The following is a 22,783-nucleotide window of genomic DNA, read 5'->3' as shown; positions in this document are numbered from 1 at the left end:
TATGCACAAGCTAACAGTGCAACAAGTGGTTGAATTTTAATAGGTTTTTAAGTTACCCACAAATAATCGTATCATTACTATTATTCTTATCTTTTATATATTGAAATAAAGTTATTAATTAGGTCAGGCCATGCAAATCAAAATCAGCCGTGAAGTATTGCTAAAACCACTTAACAATGTCACCGGAATCGTAGAACGCAGACATACGTTACCGATACTTTCCAATTTGTTGATTAACATCAAACAACAGGAAATGCATTTGACGGCGACCGACCTGGAAATGCAGATTTCGCTAAAAGTAAATAGTGGCGTTGAGGGTGAGTTGAGTACTACCATCTCTGCCAAGAAATTACTGGATATCTGCCGTTCATTGCCTGACAGCACCACGATAGAAATGAATAACCAGGATAACCGCATCACCCTGAAAGCAGGCAAGAGCAGATTTAACCTGCAAACCTTGCCTGCTGCGGATTATCCTTTAATGAGCAAAGCCAGCGGCCAGAACATCAGTTTCAGCCTGGCGCAATCAGAACTGAAACGCCTGTTGAAACAGGTTGAATTTGCTATGGCGCAACAGGATATCCGCTATTACCTGAACGGCCTGTTGATGGAAGTGCAAGGTAACCAGTTGCATGTAGTGGGTACCGATGGTCACCGCCTGAGTTATACCAATACAACACTGGACCAGGAGTTTGAAAAAACTGAAGTAATCCTGCCGCGCAAGACCGTGTTGGAATTAACCAAATTACTGGATGAACAATCTGATTCACCGGTAGTGATTGATTTATTGAATGGCCAGGTTAGTTTTGAATTTGGTGATATTCAACTGATCAGTAAAGTGATCGATGGCAAATTCCCTGATTACAACCGCGTAATCCCCAATGGTCACCAGAATACGTTTGAAGTCAATCGCCAGGCAATTTTGAGTGCCTTGCAACGTGCGTCAATTTTATCTAACGAAAAATATCGCAGTATCCGCATGGTGATCACCGATGGGCAGCTTAAGCTGATCAGCACCAACACTGAGCAGGAAGAAGCCGAAGAAGAATTGGATATTGATTACAGCAAAGCAGCGTTGGATATTGGTTTTAATGTCACTTACCTGATTGATGTCTTGAACAATCTGGGCGATGAAAACATCCAGTTTGCGTTTGCTGATGCCAATAGCAGTTGCCTGATCACCACTGCCAGCGATACCAACTATAAATACGTTGTGATGCCAATGCGCATATAATGCAGGATTACCCTGTTTCACGTGAAACAGGGAATGTATTGGTTTCAATCGTCTTTTAATCAAATAAAGAAACTTTTGTTATGGCACAGCCACAAGAATATAACTCAGACAGTATCAAGATTTTAGAAGGTTTGGACGCAGTGCGTAAGCGTCCAGGCATGTATATCGGTGACACGTCAGACGGTTCCGGCCTGCACCATATGGTGTTTGAAGTATTGGATAACGCGATTGATGAAGCTTTGGCTGGTCATTGCGACGACATTAAAGTGATTATCCACCCTGATAATTCCATCAGTATTTCTGATAACGGTCGCGGTATCCCCACTGATATCAAGGAAGACGACAAACACGAGCCCAAGCGTTCTGCTGCTGAAATCGTGATGACTGAGTTACATGCCGGTGGCAAGTTTGACCAGAACTCATACAAGGTGTCTGGTGGTCTGCATGGCGTGGGTGTGTCCGTAGTGAATGCCTTGTCAGACTGGTTAAGGCTGAAAATTTACCGCAAAGGTAAAGTACACCAGATGGAGTTTCAGCGTGGTGTGCCACAAGCGCCGTTGGCCGTTACCGGCACTACTGACAAAAAAGGGACTGAAGTGCATTTTCTGGCTTCCGTTGATACCTTTGTGCTGGTTGAATACCACTTTGAAATCCTTGCCAAACGTATCCGCGAATTATCTTTCCTGAACAATGGTGTAAAAATCGAATTGATCGATCAGCGTACCGGCAAGTCAGAAAACTTCGAATTCAGCGGCGGTATCAAAGGTTTTGTGGAATATATGAACCGCAGCAAAACTGTTTTGCACCCAAAAGTGTTTTACGCAATCAGTGAAAAAGACAATATGACGGTAGAAGTCGCCATGCAATGGAATGACAGCTACTCAGAAACGGTGCAATGTTTCACCAATAATATTCCGCAACGCGACGGTGGTACCCATTTAACCGGTTTGCGTACAGCCATGACGCGGACTTTGAATCAATATATCGAGCAAAACGAATTCGCTAAAAAAGCCAAAGTGGAAACCACTGGCGATGACATGCGTGAAGGCATTACTTGTGTATTGTCGGTCAAGGTACCTGATCCCAAGTTCTCATCCCAGACCAAGGACAAACTGGTTTCCAGTGAAGTACAGCCGGTAGTGTCTGAGATTGTGTCTGCCAAACTGGCAGAGTTTTTAGCTGAAAATCCGGTCGATGCCAAAATCGTCTGTGGCAAAATTGTAGAAGCTGCCCGTGCGCGTGAAGCCGCCCGTAAGGCGCGTGAAATTACCCGCCGTAAAGGCGTGATGGACACGATGGGCTTGCCAGGTAAACTGGCCGATTGCCAGGAAAAAGATCCTTCATTGTGCGAAATCTACCTGGTCGAGGGTGACTCTGCGGGTGGTTCAGCCAAACAAGGCCGTGACCGTAAAAACCAGGCTATCCTGCCACTCAAAGGTAAAATCCTTAACGTAGAAAAAGCCCGTTTTGACAAGCTGCTGGGCTCTCAAGAAATTGCCACGCTGATTACTGCCTTGGGTACCAGCATTGGCAAAGCGGATTTTAATGTCGATAAACTGCGTTACCACCGTATCATCATCATGACCGATGCTGACGTCGATGGTGCCCATATCCGTACTTTGCTGTTGACCTTCTTCTACCGCCAGATGCCTGAGCTGGTAGAGCGCGGTCATATTTACATTGCACAACCACCGCTCTACAAAGTCAAACAGGGCCGTGATGAGCGTTACCTGAAAGATGAACACGAGCTGGATGAATACCTGCTGAACTCAGCGCTTAAAGGTGCCGAGTTGCTGACCCGTGAAGGTGGTGAAAGCTTGAAAGACGATGCGCTGACCAGCATTGCCAAACAGATGGTGCTGACTGAAGCGGTGATCCGTCGTATTGCCAACCTGTATGATGAAAGCGTATTGCGCGCCATTCAAGACCTGGGTGAGCTGGACTTAAGCACCGAAGCCACCGCTAATGAAGCTGCCAGTAAATTGCGTCCTATCCTCGGTGCCATTGGTTCCGAAGTGATCGTGGTCCAGGATACCGAAACCAGCGCCTACCGTCTGGAGGTGAATAAATTCGTGCACGGCAACCTGCAAAGTTGTGTGATTGATGCAGAATTTGTCGGCAGCGGGGATTACCGCCAGATCAACCGTACCTCGCAGCTGGTGAATAACCTTCTGGGTGAAGGTGCATTGATCAAGCGCGGCGAGAAAGAGCAACGCGTCAGTACCTTTAAACAGGCGTTGGATTGGTTATTAGGTGAAGCGAGACATAACCTCAACATCCAGCGCTATAAAGGCCTGGGAGAGATGAATCCGGAGCAGCTGTGGGAAACCACCATGGACCCAACCGTGCGTCGCTTGCTCAAAGTGCAAATTGACGATGCCATCAGTGCTGATGAAATCTTTACTACATTGATGGGCGATAACGTAGAACCACGCCGCGCATTTATTGAAAGCAATGCGTTGAGTGTAGGCTCACTGGATGTTTAACAGCATCTAGCGTCTGATCAAATAAAAAATCCGATCAAATGGTAATAAGTTAAAGGCTCCTCATGGGGCCTTTTTCTTGTTGAGGATATAAGTAGTTTTTCGTCAATATGATGAATGATGAACTCGTACTTTTAGATATTGGTTAGGGTTTTGAAGGGAGACGTCACACTTGCGGTACGCGCGACTAGCTTATAGAAAAACATAATTCTAAATGGCTAAATCCAGAACCAAGGAGCCGTTGCCGGGTCATATTTCTGTTGTACTTTCATTTAAGAAACCCACTCAAAAAGACCGGCATGGAGCTTAAGCAAAAACTCGAAATACTGGCTGACGCCGCTAAATACGATGCTTCGTGTGCCTCCAGCGGTACCGACAAGCGTACTTCGACAGGCGGCAAAGGCATAGGCTCAACTACTGGCATGGGCATATGTCACAGCTACGCGCCTGATGGCCGCTGTATTTCACTACTGAAAATTTTGCTAACCAATTTCTGTGTGTATGACTGCGTCTATTGCGTTAACCGCGTCAGCAGCAATGTGCCCCGTGCACGCTTCAGTATAAAGGAAGTTGTTAACCTCACGCTGAGCTTTTATCGGCGCAACTACATTGAAGGACTTTTTCTGAGTTCAGGTATTATCCGCAATCCGGACTACACCATGGAGCAAGTGGTGGAGGTGGCGCGGGTACTACGCGAAGAGCACGACTTTCGCGGTTATATCCACCTGAAAACGATTCCCGATGCCAGCCCTGAACTGATGGCCCGCGCCGGTTTGTATGCTGACCGCCTCAGTATCAATGTCGAGCTGCCTACTATCGCCAGCCTGCGTACGCTGGCGCCTGAAAAAGATGGGCAGGCCATACGCCGTTCCATGGGTCATTTGCGGCTCAAGATAGACGAGAGCAAAGATAAAACGCTGACTGGCAAAAAGCCCCCGCGCTTCGCCCCCGGCGGCCAGAGCACACAGATGATCGTCGGTGCGGATACGACAGACGATCGCGCCATTCTCGATACCAGCGCCAACCTCTATGGTGCGTTCCGCTTGCGGCGTGTCTACTACTCGGCCTTCAGCCCGATACCTGATGCCAGTAAAGTGCTGCCGCTGAAAGCGCCACCGCTGGTACGCGAGCACCGGCTATATCAGGCCGACTGGTTGTTACGCTTTTACGGGTTTGATGCTCAAGAGATAGTGACCGGCCAGGATGGTATGCTCGATCTCGATGTCGACCCGAAAACAGCCTGGGCATTGCAGCATCGCGAGCAGTTTCCGGTTGACCTTAACCGTGCACCCAAGGCGATGTTGTTGCGCGTACCTGGGTTGGGGGTGACCAGCGTTGCCCGCATTGTCACTGCTCGCAGAGTACGACCCATCCGTTACGAGGATCTGGCGCGTTTGCGCGTTTCACTGAAAAAAGTGCTGCCGTTCGTGATGCTGCCTGATTATCATCCTGGCCGTAGCCTGGATGACAACAACCTGAAACAGCGCTTGCAGCAATCGATAGCCCCGCAACAGTTTGGCCTGTTCGAACCGTTCTAGCTTATCGAGCTATCTCTTCTTGCAGACTCAACGTATTCAGAAGGCCACATGCAGGTAGTCCGGCTAGCCAATGAAACCGATTTTGAAGGCTGGCGCAACGCTGCCCGGGCTTTGCTAGCTCAAGGCATCGCACCTGAAAATATCGAATGGCGGGTGGGTGATGAGGGCGGCGGTTTATTCGATAGCCCTGAATTCAAGCCGGATAGGCAGCATAATCAGTTATTTGATCAATCGCCATCAGTCCCTCTCCATTCCAGCCAATCACAAATTAGCCAACCACAGGTTAGTCAGTTTCCAGTCACTCAATTCAAGGTCCCACGCGATTTTATCGAGCTTTGCCGTAAAGCCATCTTGCACAGCGACCCGACCCGTTTTGGCTTGTTGTACCGTCTGTTGTGGCGATTGAGAGAAGAGCAGAAACTATTGCGGATTTCATTCGATCCGGATGTAGCGCGCATTCAATTCATGATCAAAGCCGTACGCCGTGATCTGCATAAAATGAAGGCCTTTGTACGATTCCGCGAAATAGAGATTGAGGGTGAAGAATCCGAGTTTGTGGCCTGGTTTGAGCCCAGTCATCACATCGTCGAAGCTTCAGCACCGTTCTTCACCGGGCGATTTACCAATATGCGCTGGTCCATACTTACGCCTTCCATCTGCATGCATTGGGATGGCACAGCATTAAGTTATAGTCCGGGGGCTAGCAAAGCCGATGCACCGGCTGATGATGCCGGCGAGGACTTATGGCGCTCGTATTACCGCAGTATCTTTAACCCGGCAAGGCTCAAAATATCAGCCATGCAGTCGCAAATGCCCAAAAAATACTGGCGCAATCTGCCGGAAGCGCCGTTGATAGCCGAGTTGATAGCGAACTCCTCGCAACGCATGGATAGCATGATTGCAGCCGAACCGACGGTGCCGCAGCGTAAAGTAGTCAAGTATGTAGGCAGCAGGCAGAGCGCCATCCCTGTAGACGAAACACAGGCAATCGCTGCATTACGCAGATGGAATGAAAGTATGCTGGCGCAAGAATTTCCGCTTGCGGTGCATGCCACGCAAGCGGTATTAGGCATTGGTGCGGTGCCAGCTTCTCTGATGCTGCTGGGAGAACAACCGGGCGAACAGGAAGATCTGGCGGGTGAGCCGTTTATTGGTCCGGCCGGGAAACTGCTGAACCAGGCTTTACTGCATTCAGGTATACAGCGATCAGACACTTATATCACCAATGCACTCAAGCACTATAAATTCAAGCTGCAAGGCACGCGCCGGGTGCGTATGTTGCCTGGTATCGGTGATATCAAGACTTATTGGCCGTGGTTACAAGGGGAAATGGCCATTGTAAAGCCAAGGGTTGTGATTGCGTTGGGAACGGTCGCGGCACATGCAATTACTGGCGTAGCGCTGGAGATGGAAAGCAATCGGGGAAAACTGTTTACTTTGCCAGAGGGTAGGCAGGCGCTAGTGACTTATCACCCATCATTTATCCTGCGTACAAAGGATGAAGCGGCGAAACAGCAATACTATGAACAGTTAGTGAACGATCTTAAACTGGGACTGACAATAGTCAGTGCTGCAGCTAGCGAGTGACAACTTATTTTCGGAAATTGAGTAAGATCCTGAAGTTATAAATCCAGAGGCTATCCACAAAGTCATCACGCGGCTTTCGCCCCACGATAAATATACAACTGCGTCAATTCACCAGTGAGAAGTTTGCATGCCTCGTCATAAGCAACACGCGTAAGCAATATGCGATCGCCTTCGTCAGGCACAAACAAATAGGATTCCTTTTCCACATCAGAAATAAACTCACCTGCTAATACACCGTTGATATATACAAAATCCAGGCTGGATTGCATTTCTGATTTTTTGAATTCTATTTTCATGAAAGGCTCGCTCATCAATTGGGCATAAAAAGGGGCTTCCGTAGAAGCCACTGCACTGTTCCTTAGCAAAATTAGCGTTAATTCCGCTGCTCGTGATATATGAACATTAACGGCAAAAAATAGAAAAATTTATAGGGCAAATACTCTAAGTTTTGTAGGAATATCTTTACGTCTCGGTATTAGGGCTTTCCAGCTCAAGTAAAGTTTTCAAATCCTGCCGGCCCTGTTCCATCAGACTGGAAATGGCTTTGCGGTCATGGCGGATTTTCAATGTAGCCTCAAGCTGATCCAGGTCATGCTTTTCAAATTGCCTGACGACTTTTTCAGCCACGCTGGCGCTTTCGCCAATCGCCAGCAAAGATTGTCTGGCGGCTTCCAGTGAAGAATAAAAGGTTTCCCGGATCGGGTTTAAATCCAGTTCGCGCAAATCAAACGCGTCGGTACGGCTTCTGGCCCTGGCGACAATCGCCACGGCAGGCCAGCGCTCCTTGACCAGTTTCGCCATCTCCAGCGCAGCGGCAGAATCATTCACGGCAATCACCAGCAATTTCGCTTCGGCGATACCTGCTTCTTCCAGCAAATCCAGTCGCGACGCATCACCGTAATAACAACGCCAGCCAAAATCACGCATCAAATCGACCTGGTTAGGGTCATTATCAATCAAGGTCGGCGTAATCCCTTTGGCAACCAGCACGCGGCCCACGATCTGGCCAAAACGTCCGAAGCCGGCAATGATGACACTGTTATTTTCCGGGATAGCATCTTTAGGCCGTTCACTGCATTGCAGGCTTAGAAAGCGGTCATACAGTAACAGCAGGATAGGCGTGGTCAGCATGGAGACGGCGACAATCGCATTCAGGATATTGTAGGTTTCGCGTGAAATAGAGTTTTGCGCCAAGGCCAGGCCAAAAATAACAAAAGCAAACTCGCCGATTTGCGAAATGGAAAAACCGAACAATAATTTGTCACGCAGGGAATATTTAAACACCCAGCCCAGCCCCATCAGCACGCCAATTTTGATGGCGACAATCAATAATGCGAAGCCGAAAATCAGCAGAGGCTGATTGGCCACCAGTGATAAATCCACCGTCATGCCGACCGCAATAAAAAAGAGGCCCAACAGCAAACCTTTCACCGGCTCAATATCCAGCCTGAGCTCATAGCGGTATTCCGAATCAGCCAGTAGTACGCCAGCTAAAAAGGTTCCGAGAGCCATTGATAAGCCCACCGATTCCATCGCCAGCGAAATACCGATCACCAGCAACAGTGAAAAGGCGACAAAAATTTCCCTCACGCCGGTCTGCGCGATGGCACGCATAATGGGGCGCAATACCGTCCGGCTGGCAAGAACGATGGCGACAATCACGGCGATCGCTTTAGTGACTGCCAGCAGATCAAAGCTGGAGGCAGAACGGTCGGGCGCCAGAAATGCCAGCAACATAAATAAGGGAATGACAGATAAATCCTGGAACAGCAGAGTCGCAAAAGCAGCTTGCCCGCCTGAGGTGTGCAACTGCTTCTTTTCAATCAGCGCGGTGAGTCCAATCGCGGTCGAGGACATCGCCACCCCCATACCAATAATAATGGATTCGCTCCAGCTAAACCTCAGGGTGTGAGCAATCACTGTCACTACCAGTATGGTCAGTGTTACCTGCATACCGCCCAGGCCAAATAACAGCTTGCGTAATTCCCATACCTTTTGCGATTCGAGTTCAAGGCCGATCAGGAACAGCATCAGCACCACCCCAAACTCAGCAAAGTGCAGCACATGCTCCGGATCTGCAATCAGTTTCATCGCATACGGGCCAATCAGGATGCCGGCAATTAAATAACCGAGTACCGAGCCCAGGCCCAGCCTTTTGAAGATGGGGACCAGAATGAGGGCGGCAGACAGATATATTGCTGCTTGGACGAGAAAATGGGAAGAATCCATGGAGGGGCCTTAATGATGAGTTTCTACTGGTTGTGATACATCAACTGAATGCCGACCAGCCAAGTTCACGTTAATTTTTTAGGGGAAATTATCACACAAGCCCGAATCATGGAAGCCATTATTATCCTTACCTTAGCTGAATAATAAACGCGGATTTTTGTACACAAAATGACTGACAGATTTTAGCGGCGATGTTGCAAACAAATCTTTTCCGGCCAAATCGTGGCTATGGCTAGCCATACCATGCTATCTACGGTATCTTTATTGGGTTAAGCAGAGATATTTCCAGGAACAGCAATGACAGAACAGCAACAAGTAGACCAAATCGGTTTCCGCAGGATTCTTATCCGCAATATCACATTGCCTTTAGCGCTTGGTGTCCTGAGCGCGATTATATTTGTTGTGCTGATTTTCAACCTGCTATCCGCCTTGAACTGGGTGGAGCATACACAGAAAGTCATCGGCAAAATCAATGAAACTGCCAAGCTTTCTACCGATATGGAGTCAGGCATGCGAGGTTATTTGCTTGCGGGCGATCCAGTGTTCCTGACGCCTTACCAGGTGGCCCGTCCGCTGGTGCAAGCCGAGCTGGATAGCCTGATCAAGATGGTGGTGGATAACGATTACCAGGTGGCCCGCTTCCGCAAGATCAAGAGCCAGATTACCGAGTGGGATAAATATGCGCAATCCATGATAGAGCTGCGCCAGAATAACCAGGACTATTTATCCGTGGTCCGCTCGCAACGCGGCAAGGTGCAGTTTGATGAGTTGCGAAAAGACCTGAGCCAGACGCTGGAAGCCGAGCAACGCCTGCTCAAGGAAAGAAATGACAAGGCCATCAGCACCACGTACACGAGTGTGGTTGCTTTCCTGATTATCAGCCTGCTGGTCAGCGGCGTGCTGGCCCTGATGGGTCGCAAAGACCTGATGGGACTTTCCAGAAATTACAGCGAAATATTGAATAAGCAGGCCGAGCATGCTGAGTATCTGCAGGAACAAAGCCGTCTGCGCCAGGGGCAGGCGGAAATCGTGCAAAGCGGGCTAGGGCAACTTGCATTGCCGGAACTGGGTAAAACAGCGCTGGCCATTCTGTCCAAATATGTGCCTATGAAGGTCGGCGCCCTCTACGAATACAAGGAGGATGGCACGCTGAGCCTGTTCGCTGCCTACGGCTTCACGGACAATTCTGGCTTGCCTGCCGAGCATATACTCAAACATGAAGGCCTTGTGGGGCAGGTGGCGCTTACCGGCGAGATCATGCAGCTGAATAATCTGCCCGAAACCTACCTCAGCATCCATTCTGCGCTGGGTTCGGCTCCGGCCAACGGCATTGTCATCATTCCGTTGAAAAGTGACGGACAGGTAAATGCGGTCATGGAACTGGGCTTCCTGGAAGCAATCCCGGAAAAGCATTTGGCCCTGCTGGAGTTTATTGCCAATAATCTGGGCTCGGCGATTGAGGCCACGATTGCCAAACAACGCCTGCAACGTGCCTATGCCGAAGTGCAGCAATTGAATGAGGAACTTCAGGTCCAGCAGGAAGAGCTCAAAACGGCGAATGAAGAGCTGGAGGAACAATCGACTATCCTCGAAGAATCCCATTCCATGCTGGAAAACCAGAAAGCGGAACTGGAACAAACCAATGAGCAGCTGGCGCACCAGGCAACATTGATTGATCAACGGAATGAATCCCTGATTGCGGCACAAAAAGAATTAGAGAAAAAAGCCGAAGAATTACAGTCATCCAGCCAGTATAAATCCGAGTTCCTGGCGAATATGTCGCACGAGCTGCGCACGCCGCTGAACAGTGCGCTGATCCTTTCAAAATTGCTGGCGGATAACGCGCAAGGCAACCTGAATGAAGAACAGGTGACTTTTGCTGAAACCATTTATGCGTCAGGCAATGACTTGCTTAACCTGATCAACGATATCCTGGATATCTCCAAGGTGGAGGCAGGCAAGCTGGAGCTGAATCTTCTGCCGGTCACCACGCAAAGTGTGGCAGACGCGATGAAAATAAGTTTTGAGCCTGTCGCCAAAGAAAAGGAATTGCAATTCCAGGTAACGGTCAGCCAGGATGCACCTCTGAGCATTACCACCGATAAATTCAGGCTGGAACAGATATTAAAAAACCTGCTTTCCAATGCTTTTAAATTTACGGCAAATGGCGAAGTAACGCTGTCGATTGCAGCGCATGGCAATGACCAGGTTGCCTTTACGGTGCGTGATACCGGCATTGGCATTGCCAAAGACCAGCAGCAAAATATCTTTGAAGCATTCCATCAGGCGGATGGCTCGATCAGCCGTAAATACGGCGGCACCGGCCTTGGCTTATCCATCTCGCGTGACCTGGCCAGGTTACTCGGTGGCGAGCTGACGCTGGAAAGTACGCCCGGCAGTGGCAGCGCATTTACCCTAACTTGTCCGCTGGTGGTCAGCGAAACCGCAGACACACCGGTACGTGTCGCTGAGGTAAAACCAGCGGCCGCGCCGGTAGCGGTAGCGCCGAAAACGTCGGAACCAGAGGCCATGGCCCTGCCTGCGTTCCCCGATGACCGCAACAATATCCAACATGCTAACCGACTCGCGCTGGTGATCGAAGATGATAAGGATTTCGCCAAGATTCTGTATGACATCGCGCATGAAATGCAGTACAGCTGTCTGGTGGCAAATAACGCTTCCCAGGGTTTGTGGCTGGCAAAAACCCATAAACCACAGGCGATCCTGCTGGATATCCGCTTGCCGGATGCTTCTGGCTTGACGGTATTGCAACAGCTCAAGGAAAACCCTGAAACCCGGCACATTCCCGTGCACGCCGTCTCCGCGGCTGAGCAACAGGATGCGGCCTTGCAACTGGGAGCGATTGGCTTTGCCCTGAAACCAAAATCACGGGCCGAGTTAAAAGAAGTGTTTTTAAAGCTGGAAGAAAAATATACCCAGCAGATCAAACGCGTGCTGCTGGTTGAAGATGATGCAAGGCAGCGTGAAAGCGTCATCCAGTTACTAGCCGATGACGATATCGAGATCGTGGCGGTTGAGCTGGGTGAAGAAGCCCTGCAACAACTGCAAACACAAGTATTTGATTGCATGATCATCGACTTGAAACTGCCGGACATGAAGGGCAACCAGCTGCTACAGCGCATGTCCACCGAGAAAATTCTCTCGTACCCGCCGGTGATTGTTTACACCGGCCGTAACCTGACGCGGGAAGAGGAAATGGAATTACTCAAATATTCCAACTCCATCATCATCAAGGGTGCCAGGTCTCCTGAACGCCTGCTGGATGAAGTCACTTTGTTCCTGCATAAAGTCGAATCTCAGCTATCGGCTGAACATCAATCCATGCTCAAAACCATCAGGAACCGTGACCGCGTGTTTGAAGGCAGGAGAATTCTGGTGGTGGATGATGATGTACGCAACATTTTTGCGCTGACCAAAGTCCTTGAACATAAGGGCCTGCATGTGGATATTGCGCGCAACGGGCGGGAAGCGATTGAAAAACTGCAGCAGCTGCAAGATATCGACCTGGTGCTGATGGATATCATGATGCCGGAAATGGATGGTTACGAAGCCATGCGCGAGATCAGGAAAAAGCCTGAATTTGCCCGTCTGCCTATTATCGCCTTGACAGCAAAAGCGATGAAGGATGACCAGGAACTATGTATGAAGGCCGGTGCCAGTGACTATCTGGCTAAGCCGCTGGATATAGACAGGCTGCAATCCCTGCTACGCATCTGGATACCAAACCTGGAGCGCTTGTAAGCATGCAGTTGCCGGACGCAGACATTGAAATCAAGTTGTTGATTGAGGCGATTTATCTCAAGTACAACTATGATTTCAGGAACTACTCCAAAGCCTCGCAGAAGAGAAGGATAGAGCAGGGCATGAGTGCGTTGCGCTGCGAGTCCATCTCACAGCTGCAAGACCAGGTACTGCATGACCCGGCCGTGTTTATGCAGTTGCTGCAATATCTCACCATTCCCGTCAGCGAGATGTTCAGGGATCCCTCATATTTCCTGTCGGTGCGCGAACAAGTGGTGCCGGTTTTAAAAACCTATCCCTCACTCAAGATCTGGGTGGCAGGTTGCAGCACGGGTGAAGAAGCCTACTCGCTGGCGATTTTGTTACAGGAAGAAGGCTTGTTGGAGCGCAGTATTATCTATGCCACCGACATCAATCCTGTGTCGCTGGAAAAAGCCAAAAAAGGCGTATTCGCGCTGGATAAAATGGCGCTTTACACCAAAAATTACCAGGCAGCGGGCGGTAAATTTACCCTGGAAAAATACTATACCGGCGCTTATGGCGGAGCCTTGTTTGATAAAGCCCTGGCAGAAAAAATCACTTTTTCCGATCACAGCCTGGCGACCGATTCAGTGTTCTCGGAAACCCATTTTGTTTCATGCCGTAACGTGGTTATTTACTTTAACAAGGCTTTGCAGAGCCGAGCTTATAACCTGTTTCACGAGTCATTGTGCAGGCGCGGTTTCCTTGGGCTAGGGCATAAAGAAAGCCTGGACTTCTCCTCCTGTTCACATCAGTTTGAAGCGATCGTGAAAAAAGATAAGCTGTTCAGGAAGCTCTAATGGACAGTGACCATCAGGCAAAAGCGCGGCTGCAGGCGATTAAAGCCGTGGTAGTGGGGGCTTCTGCCGGTGGCATAGAAGCCATGATGAAATTATTCTGTCCTCTGCCACCAGATTATCCCTTGCCTATCATCTGTGTCATCCACCTGCCTGATCACCATGAAAGTAACCTGGCTGAAGTTTTCCAGCAATGGACACGCATTAAAGTAATGGATGCCGAGGATAAAGCCACTATCCTCAATGGCAGGCTCTATTTTGCACCGGCCGGTTACCACTTACTGGTAGAGGGTGACGCCACATTTTCCCTGAGTTGTGAAAGGCCGGTGAATTATTCAAGACCATCGATAGACCTCCTGATGGAAAGTGCAGCGCAGGCTTATGGCCCTGGCCTGCTGGGAATATTATTGACCGGGGCAAATCTGGATGGAGCCATGGGCATGAAAACGATTAAGCAGTACGGTGGCTTTACGGTGGTGCAAACACCGGGGGAAGCAAAATCGGGTACTATGCCGAGCGAAGCCATCAAATTACAAACGCCGGATCTGATTGAAGGATTATCCGGCATTAGGCAGTTATTGCTGCAATTTATGGATGGACATGCGAGATAGTAACGAAAAAATCAAGTTGTTGATCGTCGATGACCTGCCTGAAAACCTGCGGGCACTGGATGCCATCCTGCGTGCGCCTGACCGGATCATCATGCAGGCCAGTAGTGGTATCGACGCGCTGGAGCTGTTACTGGCACATGACTTCGCACTGGCAATGGTCGATGTCGAAATGCCGGAAATGGATGGCTTCCAGCTGGCCGAGCTGATGCGCGGCACCGAAAAAACAAAACATGTGCCTATCGTATTCGTCACCGCCGCCGGCATGGAGCTGAATTACGCTTTTAAAGGCTATGGCGCGGGTGCGGTGGATGTGTTGTATAAACCATTAGACATCAATGCGGTCCAAAGCAAAGCGAACGTATTTGTCGAGTTGTTCCGCCACCGCGTGGCGTTTGAGCACCAGGTCAAGGCCCTGGAAGAAAGCCGGCGCGAGCAGGAGTTTTTGTTGGGCCAGCTAAGATCTACCCAGCAGGAGCTGCAACATTCACTGAACATGCGTGAGGAGTTTATGTCCCTGGTGGCGCATGAAATGCGCACGCCGCTGAATACGCTATTCATGGAAGTACAGGTCAGGCGCGCGCAATTAGCCAAGAATAATCTCTCGGCATTCACGCCTGAAAACCTGCACAAAATGCTAGGACGCGGCGAACGGCAAATAAAAAGCATTATCCGGCTGATTGAAGATATGCTGGATGTCTCCCGGATCAAAAATGGCAAACTTTCCATCCAGCCGAGCGATGCGAATTTGTCGGTACTGGTGAGGCAAGTTGCTGAAGACCTGACGCCGCTCGCAAAAGAGGCTGGTACAGTAATCCAGCTGGAAGCAGAAACAGAAGTGGCCGGTTATTGGGATGCATTCCGCATAGAACAGATTATTATCAACCTGATCACGAATGCCATTAGGTATGGCAAAGGTAAGCCGGTGCAGGTGGCTTTAAAACGCGAAGGCGAGTTAGCTATCGTACAAGTCACTGACCAGGGGATTGGTATCTCCGAACATGAGCAAAAGAATATATTCGAGGCATTTGAACGCGCCTCTGGTAACGAAGTGAGAGCCGGCTTAGGCCTGGGTCTGTATATTTCGCGTAAATTAGCTGAAGCGCATGGTGGTGAAATCACTGTGCTCAGCCAGAAAGATGTCGGCAGTACATTTACCCTCCGTTTGCCCCTGCAAAGCGTAGCCGGGCACAGCGAATGAATAAATGTACCCAAAACTAAACGATCAATTTTAAGTTAATCAATAGAAAACTATGCATGAATATACTGATTGTTGAAGACGATCTCGATACGCGGGAAATTTTGAGCGAATTGCTGGAATTGCAGGGGCATGCCATCGTCACTGCCAGCGAGGCTCATCATGCGCTGGATATTTTGCGGCAGCCATCCGCCATTGACCTGCTGATCACAGACGTCAGCCTGCCCGGGATGTCGGGCATTGAACTGGCAAAAATCTCGAAAACTATCCAGCCGGCCATTGGCATTATGGTCTGTTCCGGCTATGGCGAGCAGCACTGTGAAGCGTTGCCGTTTTCGGTAGAGTGGAGCCAAAAACCGCTCGAGATGGATGCTTTTATGGCCGCCATTGAGCGCTTTTCCGGGACCAGGCAATGAGCATAGTGGCCGACACCGCATTATTCGATCAGTTGAGAAACGAAGTGATCAACCGCGTAATGCCCGGCCTTCGCCACAAGATGCTCGGTAAATTACAACCGATCACGCTGCTCTCGCATGTGCTGAGCAGAAAAGTACATGCTGGCAGCGCAGATGCGGCATATATTCAGACACAAGTCGATGAAATCAAACTCAATGCCAAGATTTTAACCAACGCCACCCAGAATTTGTTCACCTGGGTTGCCCAGGATAGTCCGTTTCAATTGCCCGCCGATGAGCTGGTCAGTGAGTGTGTAGAGCTGCTCAAGATGGAGTGCTATACCAACAATCTTATTATTGCTAATCATGTGTCTGAACAGCAGATGTTGCCGGCACAGGAAGCCAGGGTACTCCTGTGTGCAGGCATCATCCTTCTGGCGGACAAACAAGGCACAGAGAAAAAACTGCAGATCAGGGCGCAGGGAAACAGCATCCAGTTCACCTGGAACAAGGCATGCGCTGGCACGCAGACCATCAACACCGGCCTGTTAAAAAATTGGGATTGGGTAGCCAATATTTCTGAGCAATGCGAGATCGTGCAAAGTGACTCGGGCGTTCAGTTCAACTTTAAAAACGTCGCCGTTTAAACTTAGTTACTCGATTCATGTTTGAAGCACAGCCTTTACCAGAACCAAGCCGTGAACAAGTCGATGCATTGATAGGTGCAGTGGTACTCGAATTCGGTACCGGCTGGTGTGGTCACTGCCAGGCCGCGCAACCAGCGATCACATCTGGCCTCAGCCAGTTTCCGCAGGTGCAGCATATTAAAATCGAAGATGGCAAAGGCCGCAGGCTGGGCCGTTCATTCAAGGTTAAATTATGGCCGACGCTAATTTTTTTAAAAGACGGCATTGAGCAAGAGCGACTGGTCAGGCAGATCAATGCAGGTGAACTGAAGGCTGCATTGCAGCTCATATCTACCCCATAAAATTACTCGCCCATCAATCTCTTCGGCATCAGCAAACTCCGCACAATATCCCGCCAGGCTTTTGCCAGATTTATCTGACAATAAAATCAGATTTCCGCCAGTTTTTATCCTACAAATTTCAACCTACACTACCGCCATCTTCAGTAGTGATTTTAATTAATAAAAACAGGTTGAACGAGTATGCGTACCCCGAACGAATTTGCAGAACAAATATTTGAAGTATTGAGTTTCTCGATTAATCAGGCATGCAACGAGCAGGATTGGTATCACGTCAGACGGGATGCGCTAGCCTACGGTTTCAAGCAAACAGATGTATCCACTAACTCAGCCTATGGTCAACGGTTTGACCTGCTGATCGAACCTGGTATCTACCTGTGCCTGCAATACCGCTCATTTGACCCTTCAGGTCCTTTCCAGAACTTGCCGGTGACTAACAAGTTCGAGCTGACTTTCTACACAGAAAATGGAAAGATCAAATCACACCAGAATAGCTTTGACGATCCCGTTGCCGCCAATGACAAATCTATCTGGCACGAGCTTTCGTTCGCCTGATTTGCATGGCGGAGACGTATAAAAAATAATCATGACTGGCCTGGCATTGATGTCAGGCCTTTGCACCAGCTGATAGATTTGAACCGGCCAAGGAGAAGACTGTATGTACCGCCCAAAAAACAACAACTTATGGTCCGGACTCCTGGTGGTGTATAGTGCACTATATGCTGCAGCCGTCATCGGCGCCGAGCCGGCACAACTGTTTGAGCCTATCCGTTCTGTCCTGCAACACCCACGCTGCCAAAACTGCCATATTCCCGGTGATCAGCCCTTGCAATATGACCAGGGCAAACCGCACGCCATGCTGGTACAGCGCGGGATGGATGGTAAAGGCATGCCAGCGATGGAATGCAGCTCCTGCCACCAGCAAAAAAACTCCCCCGCCGTGATGGGCATGCATGCGCCACCGGGTGCGCCACACTGGCAATTGCCGTCACCGGAAAACAAAATGGTATTTATCGGTCTTTCACCCAAAGACCTGTGCATGGTACTGAAAGATCCGGCCCGCAATGGCGGTAAAGACGGCCAGAAACTGATTACTCACTTTGCTGATGACAAGCTGGTCGCCTGGGGCTGGAACCCGGGTGGCAACCGCAGTGTGCCGCCGCTCACCAAAGAGCAAACGGTCGCAGCAGTGAAACAATGGGTAAATGCAGGCATGCCTTGCCCGGCTTGATTTGAATATCATCAAGCCCTAACTTTTTAAATCCCAGATCATTGAATCAGCCAGGTGAGCGCGATTGCCAGGCCCATAAATGTGCAGCCAGCAAAGCGCGCCACGGGCTGAAAGGTTTGAGCCATTGCTCAGCCTCTTTATCGCTCAACTGCTCCAGTGCCATCAATCCCCTGATCGCGCGCCGTACCGCGGCATCCCCATGTAACGAGCCATCCAGCCAGCCATAGCCCCTGAGTAGTGCGTAACTGATAGTCCACGGCCCAATGCCTTTGATGGCAGCCAGGCTATTAGCGATCAGCTCGGGCGATGCCTGGTGATGCAGCCAGTCATCCAGTGGTAAATGCCCGGTAAGCATCAGCTCACTCACTTTCAACAGCGTATTCGCCTTGCTTTGTGACAGACCTGCCAGCCGCAATGATTCGACCGACATTTGCGAAACCTTCGCTGGTGAAGGGTAGCAATAAAAACCTGAAGAATGCCTGATATTTGCCTGCTGGATAAATTTACGCCGCATGGCAATCGCCGCACTCAAGCTCACCTGCTGGCCGATAATCGCCCACGTCAGCGCTTCAAACGGGCTGACACTTACCGGCACGCGTAGCCCTGCTTGCTCGGCAATTATTGCACTAAGCAATGGGTGCGTTGCAAAGGCCTGTTCAAACCCGGCAATCGCTTGCGTAAGCCCCAGTATATGTTGCACCAGCTGCAGTGTTTCTTCCTCACTAATCTCCAGCAGCGGGTCATCCAGCGCCAGTTGATATTTCACTACAGGCAAATCAAACACTAGCGTTAACAGGGCAGGGCGGTCTCTCCACACAATCGCTTTTTCCAGCGTGTTGCCGGTGACTTTCTCCGATACCGCCAGTTTGTCCCGACCATGAAAAGTCAGGAAATCCTGCGGCCGGAATCCATTCGGTAAAGGCAAACGCTGCAATGGCAAACTGTGTAACTGCAAAGTGGGTGATGACATAGGTTAAGACAGTAAATTTAGGCAATAGAATACACTTACCATGAAACACAAACGCGGATGCCTTGTCTGACCAGTGAGTAAGCTTTTTGTTTAGAAATTAGAGGGAGAACCGTATGCCAGACAAGAATGATAAATCCAATAACCATGCACACCCACCTGAAACACCAGTCCTGGATGAAACCTCGCTGTTACCGCCCAAAACCCACAAGAAAAATGACAAGCAGCCACCCGGGTCACACTCGGCTGAAATCGCAGCAGAAGTTGAAGAGGGTCAATTATCGCCAGGGGAGTTGAGTAGCGAGAATGACATTTAACAATATCAGCCTTGTTGGCTAGCTTTTATCCAGCAATACTTTTATCCAGCAGTACTTGCCGGATCAGCTGGGTCAAATTGTTGAAACAAGGGTGCAGCGGTGAAGTCAGAGGGTGTGTACTATCTCCCAACCTGCGCACCTGCACCGGCACCCCCGCCAGTAACAATTTCGCCGCATACGCTTCAGCTTCATCCCGCAGCGGGTGAGATTCAGTCGTCATAATGGTTGCAGGCGCCAGCCCGCCCAGGCGGCATGAGTGCAACGGTGAAGCGTAAGGGTGGGTGCAATCACTGGCGGTGGGAATATATTCCGCCCAGGCACGCCGGCATGGGCTATCGGCCGCATTGCCCATCGATTTCGAAGTCTGTAGCGCATCCAGCATCGGGTTGATCAGTACTTGGCCCGCCAAAATTGTTTGCTTGTTAAAGGTCATCGCACGGTCGCGAAATAGCATGGCAACTACCGCTGCCAGGTTGCCACCCGCATGCTCACCGGCAACAAATATCCGCTTGCTGTCTGCGCCAATCTGCCTGGCATTGTCAACTACCCATTGGAGTGCAGCGAAGGCGACTTCAATGGTGGCGGGGAATTTCACTTCAGGGGCTAAGGGATAATCCACACACACCACAAGCGCCTGATTTGCCTGATCGGTGAGCGCCTGATCGGTGAGCGCAGTCGCCAGCGCAAAAGCTTCCTCTATATTGCCCGCATTAAACAGCCCGCCGTGGAAAAAAATCACTACCGGTGATCTGGTTTGACCGGGTCTTTTACCTGGCGTGCCGAAACCCTGCAACGTCACCGGTTGGCTGGTTGCAGGTGTTTGAAAAGTGGTGGTCCACATCAATGCTTTATTCGACAAAGCTTAATCACCTCGATGATTTCAAAATCCATTTTTAAATGTTAACCGGTTTCAAATTCGGGGGATCGCCATCCCCCGTTGTACCGCAGGCCTTTCGCCTACGGTTTGCAGCCAGCGATGCAATGCCGGTTTGGTCGCCAGAGAGTCCTTGAGCACCTCTTTCAGGTAACCGGTCGCCGCCAGTGTCCACGCATAACTGGCAATGTCGGCAATCGAATATTCGCTACCCGCCAGGTAAGTGTTGCTTTGCAGTTGCTTGTCCATCACGTTCAGCAGCCTGTCCGCTTCTTCGGTAAATCTGGTAATCGCAAGCGGTGCTTTTTCCTGGCTGCGCACGGCAAAGAAACCCAGCTGGCCCAGCATGGGCCCCAAAGCGCTGGTCTGCCAGTGCAACCATTCAAACGTGGTGTAACGCGCCTGGCCTGACGGGGCCAGAAACTGGCCGTGTTTTTCGGCCAGGTAGGTCAGGATGGCACCACTCTCAAAAATCACCACAGGATCTTTGCCTGGTTCGGTGTCGACAATCGCCGGAATTTTGTGGTTGGGCGAAATCGCCCCAAACTCCGGCGAGTATTGTTGCAGCTTGCCCAGATCAACCGGGCTCACCTCATAGTCCACGCCTAGCTCTTCCAGCATGATGGAAATCTTGCGGCCATTTGGTGTCGCCCATGTATATAAGTTGATCATTTGTTTTGCCTTTCAGTGCTACCTTAAATCTTTCAGTCTTAGCGCAAACCGCCACCAGCCAGCAACTGTTCGCCGGTTAACCAGTATGAGTCATCCGAAGCCAGGAAAGATGCAATCGCGGCAATATCTCTTGGCTGCCCGGTGCGACCCAATGGTGTTTGCGCCACATAACCACTTTCCATTTCTGAGCCGATCACGCCAGCCGTTTGTGTGCCTTCGGTTTTGACCAGGCCAGGGTTCAGGGCATTCACGCGGATCTTGCGTGGCCCCAATTCTTTGGACAATGAACCGGTGATCGCATCCACTGCGCCTTTGGTAGCCGTATACACCGCAGCACCAGGAGGTGTTAAACGGCTCACCACAGAACCGATATTGATAATGCTGCCGCCTTCGCCGAGATGTTTCACCGCTGCCTGGGTAGTTAACAACAAGCCCAATACGTTGGTATCGAATTGTTTGTGAAAGTGTTCAGGCGTGATTTGCTCAATGGTGCCAAATTCGTAGATACCGGAGTTATTCACCAGGATATCCAGCCTGCCGAAGTTAGTAATCGCCGCATTGATAATCGCTTCAGCCGCACCCGCTTCACCGACGTTACCGCCGACTGCCACTGCTTTGCCACCGGCCTGGGTGATTTCTGCGACTACCTTATCGGCACCCGCCTTGCTGGAAAAATAATTGACCACCACCGCCGCGCCATCCTGCGCAAACCGTTTGGCGATTTCTGCGCCTATGCCTTTAGATGCACCAGTAACGACTGCGACTTTACCTTCAAGTTTCTTGCTCATGAAAATCTCCTTAATTAAAAATGTGAATGCTTGTTTATAAGCTTGTTTGAAACTGGTAACCACTATAAATAATTAAAAATCCGAGATAAATAGACTAAATTAGCAATCACTGTGTTAATTTATTGCACAATCGATAAGTCATTTAAGGCATTGATGGATAGATTCGACACCATGCTGGCATTCACGCGGGTAGTGGAGCTGGAAAGCTTCACCAAAGCCGCCATGTCATTAAACCTGCCCAAAACCACGGTCTCCGCGCAAGTGCTGGCGCTGGAAAAACGCCTGCGGGTCAAGCTGCTGCACAGAACCACCCGCCGCATCAGCGTCACCACCGATGGCGCTGCCTATTACGAACGGGCAATCAGGCTGTTGAACGAGCTGGAAGAAACCGAAGCGGCCCTGCACCAGGCCACCAGCAACCCCAAAGGCCGCCTGCGGGTAGATGTGCCGACGCCGCTGGGCCGGCTGGTAATCATCCCCGCGCTGCAAGACTTTTTAAAACGCTACCCTGAAATCCAGCTCGAAATCGGGTGTGACGACAGGCCAATTGACCTGCTGGAAGAAGGCGTCGATTGCGTGATCCGCGTCGGTCATCCGCTGGATTCCACCCTGGTCGCCAGGCGGGTAGGCACCATGCAATTCCTGCTGGTCGCCTCGCCGGAATACCTGCAAACCTACGGCAGGCCCACCCATCATGACGACCTGCAACGCCATCAGGCCGTACACTTCTTTTCATCCAAAACCGGCAAAGTGCGCAATTTCATCCTTGAACACGCAGGCGAAGAGCAAGAAGTCCCCACCAACCGCAAACTCGCCATCAACAATGGCGATGCGATCGTCGCCGCCGCACTGGCGGGTATAGGGGTATGTCAGGTACCCACTTTTATGGTGCAAGGCTATTTAAATGAAGGTAAGTTAGAGAGAGTGCTGGGTGATTACCCCACTGGCAGCCTGCCGCTGAATGCGCTCTACCCGCAAAACCGGCACCTCTCAACCAAAGTGCGCACATTTATTGAATGGGTCGCCGAGTTATTTGCCGAATGCCGTTTGCTGCAAAGCCAGCCAAAGTTGAATGAAAAAATTTAAATAACAATAGT

The 22,783-nt window shown here is 50.2% G+C and carries 21 protein-coding genes; 15 read left to right on the top strand and 6 right to left on the bottom strand.

Translation table 11 applies throughout. From position 1 onward, the window contains the following. Window positions 1-130: 130 nt before the first annotated feature. From dnaN to ASG34_RS11615, 4 genes are all read left to right on the top strand, one after another. Window positions 131-1,234, top strand: coding sequence for a DNA polymerase III subunit beta (dnaN, locus tag ASG34_RS11630; RefSeq protein ID WP_055830679.1), 1,104 nt, complete (start codon window positions 131-133; stop codon window positions 1,232-1,234). An 80-nt stretch (window positions 1,235-1,314) separates the two neighbouring features. Beyond that, window positions 1,315-3,720 (top strand): DNA topoisomerase (ATP-hydrolyzing) subunit B, encoded by a 2,406-nt coding sequence (gene gyrB, locus ASG34_RS11625; protein WP_055830676.1) that lies wholly within the window; start codon window positions 1,315-1,317, stop codon window positions 3,718-3,720. A gap of 296 nt (window positions 3,721-4,016) precedes the next feature. Continuing rightward, window positions 4,017-5,255 (top strand): putative DNA modification/repair radical SAM protein, encoded by a 1,239-nt coding sequence (locus tag ASG34_RS11620; RefSeq protein WP_055830674.1) that lies wholly within the window; start codon window positions 4,017-4,019, stop codon window positions 5,253-5,255. A gap of 48 nt (window positions 5,256-5,303) precedes the next feature. Next, a complete protein-coding gene (locus ASG34_RS11615) occupies window positions 5,304-6,842 on the top strand; it encodes a UdgX family uracil-DNA binding protein (protein ID WP_055830672.1) in 1,539 nt (512 codons plus the stop codon). 65 nt (window positions 6,843-6,907) lie between these two features. Here ASG34_RS11615 and ASG34_RS11610 read toward each other — a convergent pair whose 3' ends face one another. Both ASG34_RS11610 and ASG34_RS11605 read right to left on the bottom strand, forming a co-directional pair. Beyond that, window positions 6,908-7,189 carry a hypothetical protein gene (locus ASG34_RS11610; protein WP_055830671.1) on the bottom strand — a complete coding sequence of 94 codons (282 nt, stop codon included), beginning with the start codon at window positions 7,187-7,189 and terminating at the stop codon, window positions 6,908-6,910. 115 nt (window positions 7,190-7,304) lie between these two features. Continuing rightward, window positions 7,305-9,071 carry a monovalent cation:proton antiporter-2 (CPA2) family protein gene (locus tag ASG34_RS11605; RefSeq protein WP_055830668.1) on the bottom strand — a complete coding sequence of 589 codons (1,767 nt, stop codon included), beginning with the start codon at window positions 9,069-9,071 and terminating at the stop codon, window positions 7,305-7,307. 297 nt (window positions 9,072-9,368) lie between these two features. Here ASG34_RS11605 and ASG34_RS11600 point away from each other — a divergent pair, with 297 nt between their 5' ends. The 9 genes from ASG34_RS11600 (at window position 9,369) to ASG34_RS11560 (ending at window position 18,068) form a co-directional block, all read left to right on the top strand. Then, on the top strand, window positions 9,369-12,833 hold the full coding sequence (locus tag ASG34_RS11600) for a response regulator (protein WP_055830666.1): 3,465 nt from the start codon (window positions 9,369-9,371) through the stop codon (window positions 12,831-12,833). A 2-nt stretch (window positions 12,834-12,835) separates the two neighbouring features. Further along, window positions 12,836-13,654, top strand: a complete 819-nt coding sequence (locus ASG34_RS11595; RefSeq protein WP_055830664.1) for a CheR family methyltransferase — start codon at window positions 12,836-12,838, stop codon at window positions 13,652-13,654. Continuing rightward, a complete protein-coding gene (locus tag ASG34_RS11590) occupies window positions 13,654-14,262 on the top strand; it encodes a chemotaxis protein CheB (RefSeq protein WP_055830662.1) in 609 nt (202 codons plus the stop codon). Before ASG34_RS11595 ends, ASG34_RS11590 begins: the two co-directional genes overlap by 1 nt. After that, window positions 14,252-15,460 (top strand): hybrid sensor histidine kinase/response regulator, encoded by a 1,209-nt coding sequence (locus tag ASG34_RS11585; protein WP_055830922.1) that lies wholly within the window; start codon window positions 14,252-14,254, stop codon window positions 15,458-15,460. Before ASG34_RS11590 ends, ASG34_RS11585 begins: the two co-directional genes overlap by 11 nt. A gap of 56 nt (window positions 15,461-15,516) precedes the next feature. Continuing rightward, window positions 15,517-15,873: a response regulator gene (locus ASG34_RS11580; RefSeq protein ID WP_055830660.1), complete on the top strand. Its 357-nt coding sequence runs from the start codon at window positions 15,517-15,519 to the stop codon at window positions 15,871-15,873. Further along, a complete protein-coding gene (locus ASG34_RS11575) occupies window positions 15,870-16,499 on the top strand; it encodes a hypothetical protein (protein ID WP_055830658.1) in 630 nt (209 codons plus the stop codon). The genes ASG34_RS11580 and ASG34_RS11575 overlap by 4 nt, the downstream gene beginning before the upstream one ends. A gap of 17 nt (window positions 16,500-16,516) precedes the next feature. After that, window positions 16,517-16,840, top strand: coding sequence for a thioredoxin family protein (locus tag ASG34_RS11570; RefSeq protein ID WP_055830656.1), 324 nt, complete (start codon window positions 16,517-16,519; stop codon window positions 16,838-16,840). Between the two features lie 180 nt (window positions 16,841-17,020). Then, window positions 17,021-17,392 carry a hypothetical protein gene (locus ASG34_RS11565; protein WP_055830654.1) on the top strand — a complete coding sequence of 124 codons (372 nt, stop codon included), beginning with the start codon at window positions 17,021-17,023 and terminating at the stop codon, window positions 17,390-17,392. 103 nt (window positions 17,393-17,495) lie between these two features. Further along, window positions 17,496-18,068 carry a hypothetical protein gene (locus tag ASG34_RS11560; RefSeq protein ID WP_055830652.1) on the top strand — a complete coding sequence of 191 codons (573 nt, stop codon included), beginning with the start codon at window positions 17,496-17,498 and terminating at the stop codon, window positions 18,066-18,068. A 46-nt stretch (window positions 18,069-18,114) separates the two neighbouring features. On the opposite strand, the gene ASG34_RS11555 is transcribed toward ASG34_RS11560, so the two are convergent. Further along, on the bottom strand, window positions 18,115-19,038 hold the full coding sequence (locus ASG34_RS11555) for a DNA-3-methyladenine glycosylase family protein (protein ID WP_055830650.1): 924 nt from the start codon (window positions 19,036-19,038) through the stop codon (window positions 18,115-18,117). A 113-nt stretch (window positions 19,039-19,151) separates the two neighbouring features. Here ASG34_RS11555 and ASG34_RS11550 point away from each other — a divergent pair, with 113 nt between their 5' ends. Further along, the gene (locus ASG34_RS11550) at window positions 19,152-19,352 is read left to right on the top strand and encodes a hypothetical protein (protein ID WP_055830648.1); all 201 of its coding nucleotides are present in this window, start codon (window positions 19,152-19,154) and stop codon (window positions 19,350-19,352) included. A 25-nt stretch (window positions 19,353-19,377) separates the two neighbouring features. Here the strand turns inward: ASG34_RS11550 and ASG34_RS11545 are convergent, their stop codons facing one another. From ASG34_RS11545 to ASG34_RS11535, 3 genes are read right to left on the bottom strand one after another with little or no spacing between them, the layout of a single operon-like run. Next, entirely contained in the window at window positions 19,378-20,211 is an 834-nt protein-coding gene (locus ASG34_RS11545; RefSeq protein ID WP_235559790.1) for an alpha/beta hydrolase, read from the bottom strand. 51 nt (window positions 20,212-20,262) lie between these two features. Continuing rightward, a complete protein-coding gene (locus tag ASG34_RS11540; RefSeq protein WP_055830645.1) occupies window positions 20,263-20,898 on the bottom strand; it encodes a glutathione S-transferase family protein in 636 nt (211 codons plus the stop codon). Between the two features lie 38 nt (window positions 20,899-20,936). After that, the gene (locus ASG34_RS11535) at window positions 20,937-21,686 is read right to left on the bottom strand and encodes a glucose 1-dehydrogenase (protein WP_055830643.1); all 750 of its coding nucleotides are present in this window, start codon (window positions 21,684-21,686) and stop codon (window positions 20,937-20,939) included. 153 nt (window positions 21,687-21,839) lie between these two features. Here ASG34_RS11535 and ASG34_RS11530 point away from each other — a divergent pair, with 153 nt between their 5' ends. Next, complete coding sequence (locus ASG34_RS11530; RefSeq protein WP_055830640.1) at window positions 21,840-22,772, top strand: LysR family transcriptional regulator; 933 nt, start codon at window positions 21,840-21,842, stop codon at window positions 22,770-22,772. Window positions 22,773-22,783: the final 11 nt, after the last annotated feature.

Source organism: Methylophilus sp. Leaf416 (assembly GCF_001424665.1).
Lineage (GTDB): Bacteria > Pseudomonadota > Gammaproteobacteria > Burkholderiales > Methylophilaceae > Methylophilus.
The sequence above is the reverse complement of the archived record's forward strand: the minus strand, read 5'-3'. Positions and strand labels throughout refer to the sequence as shown.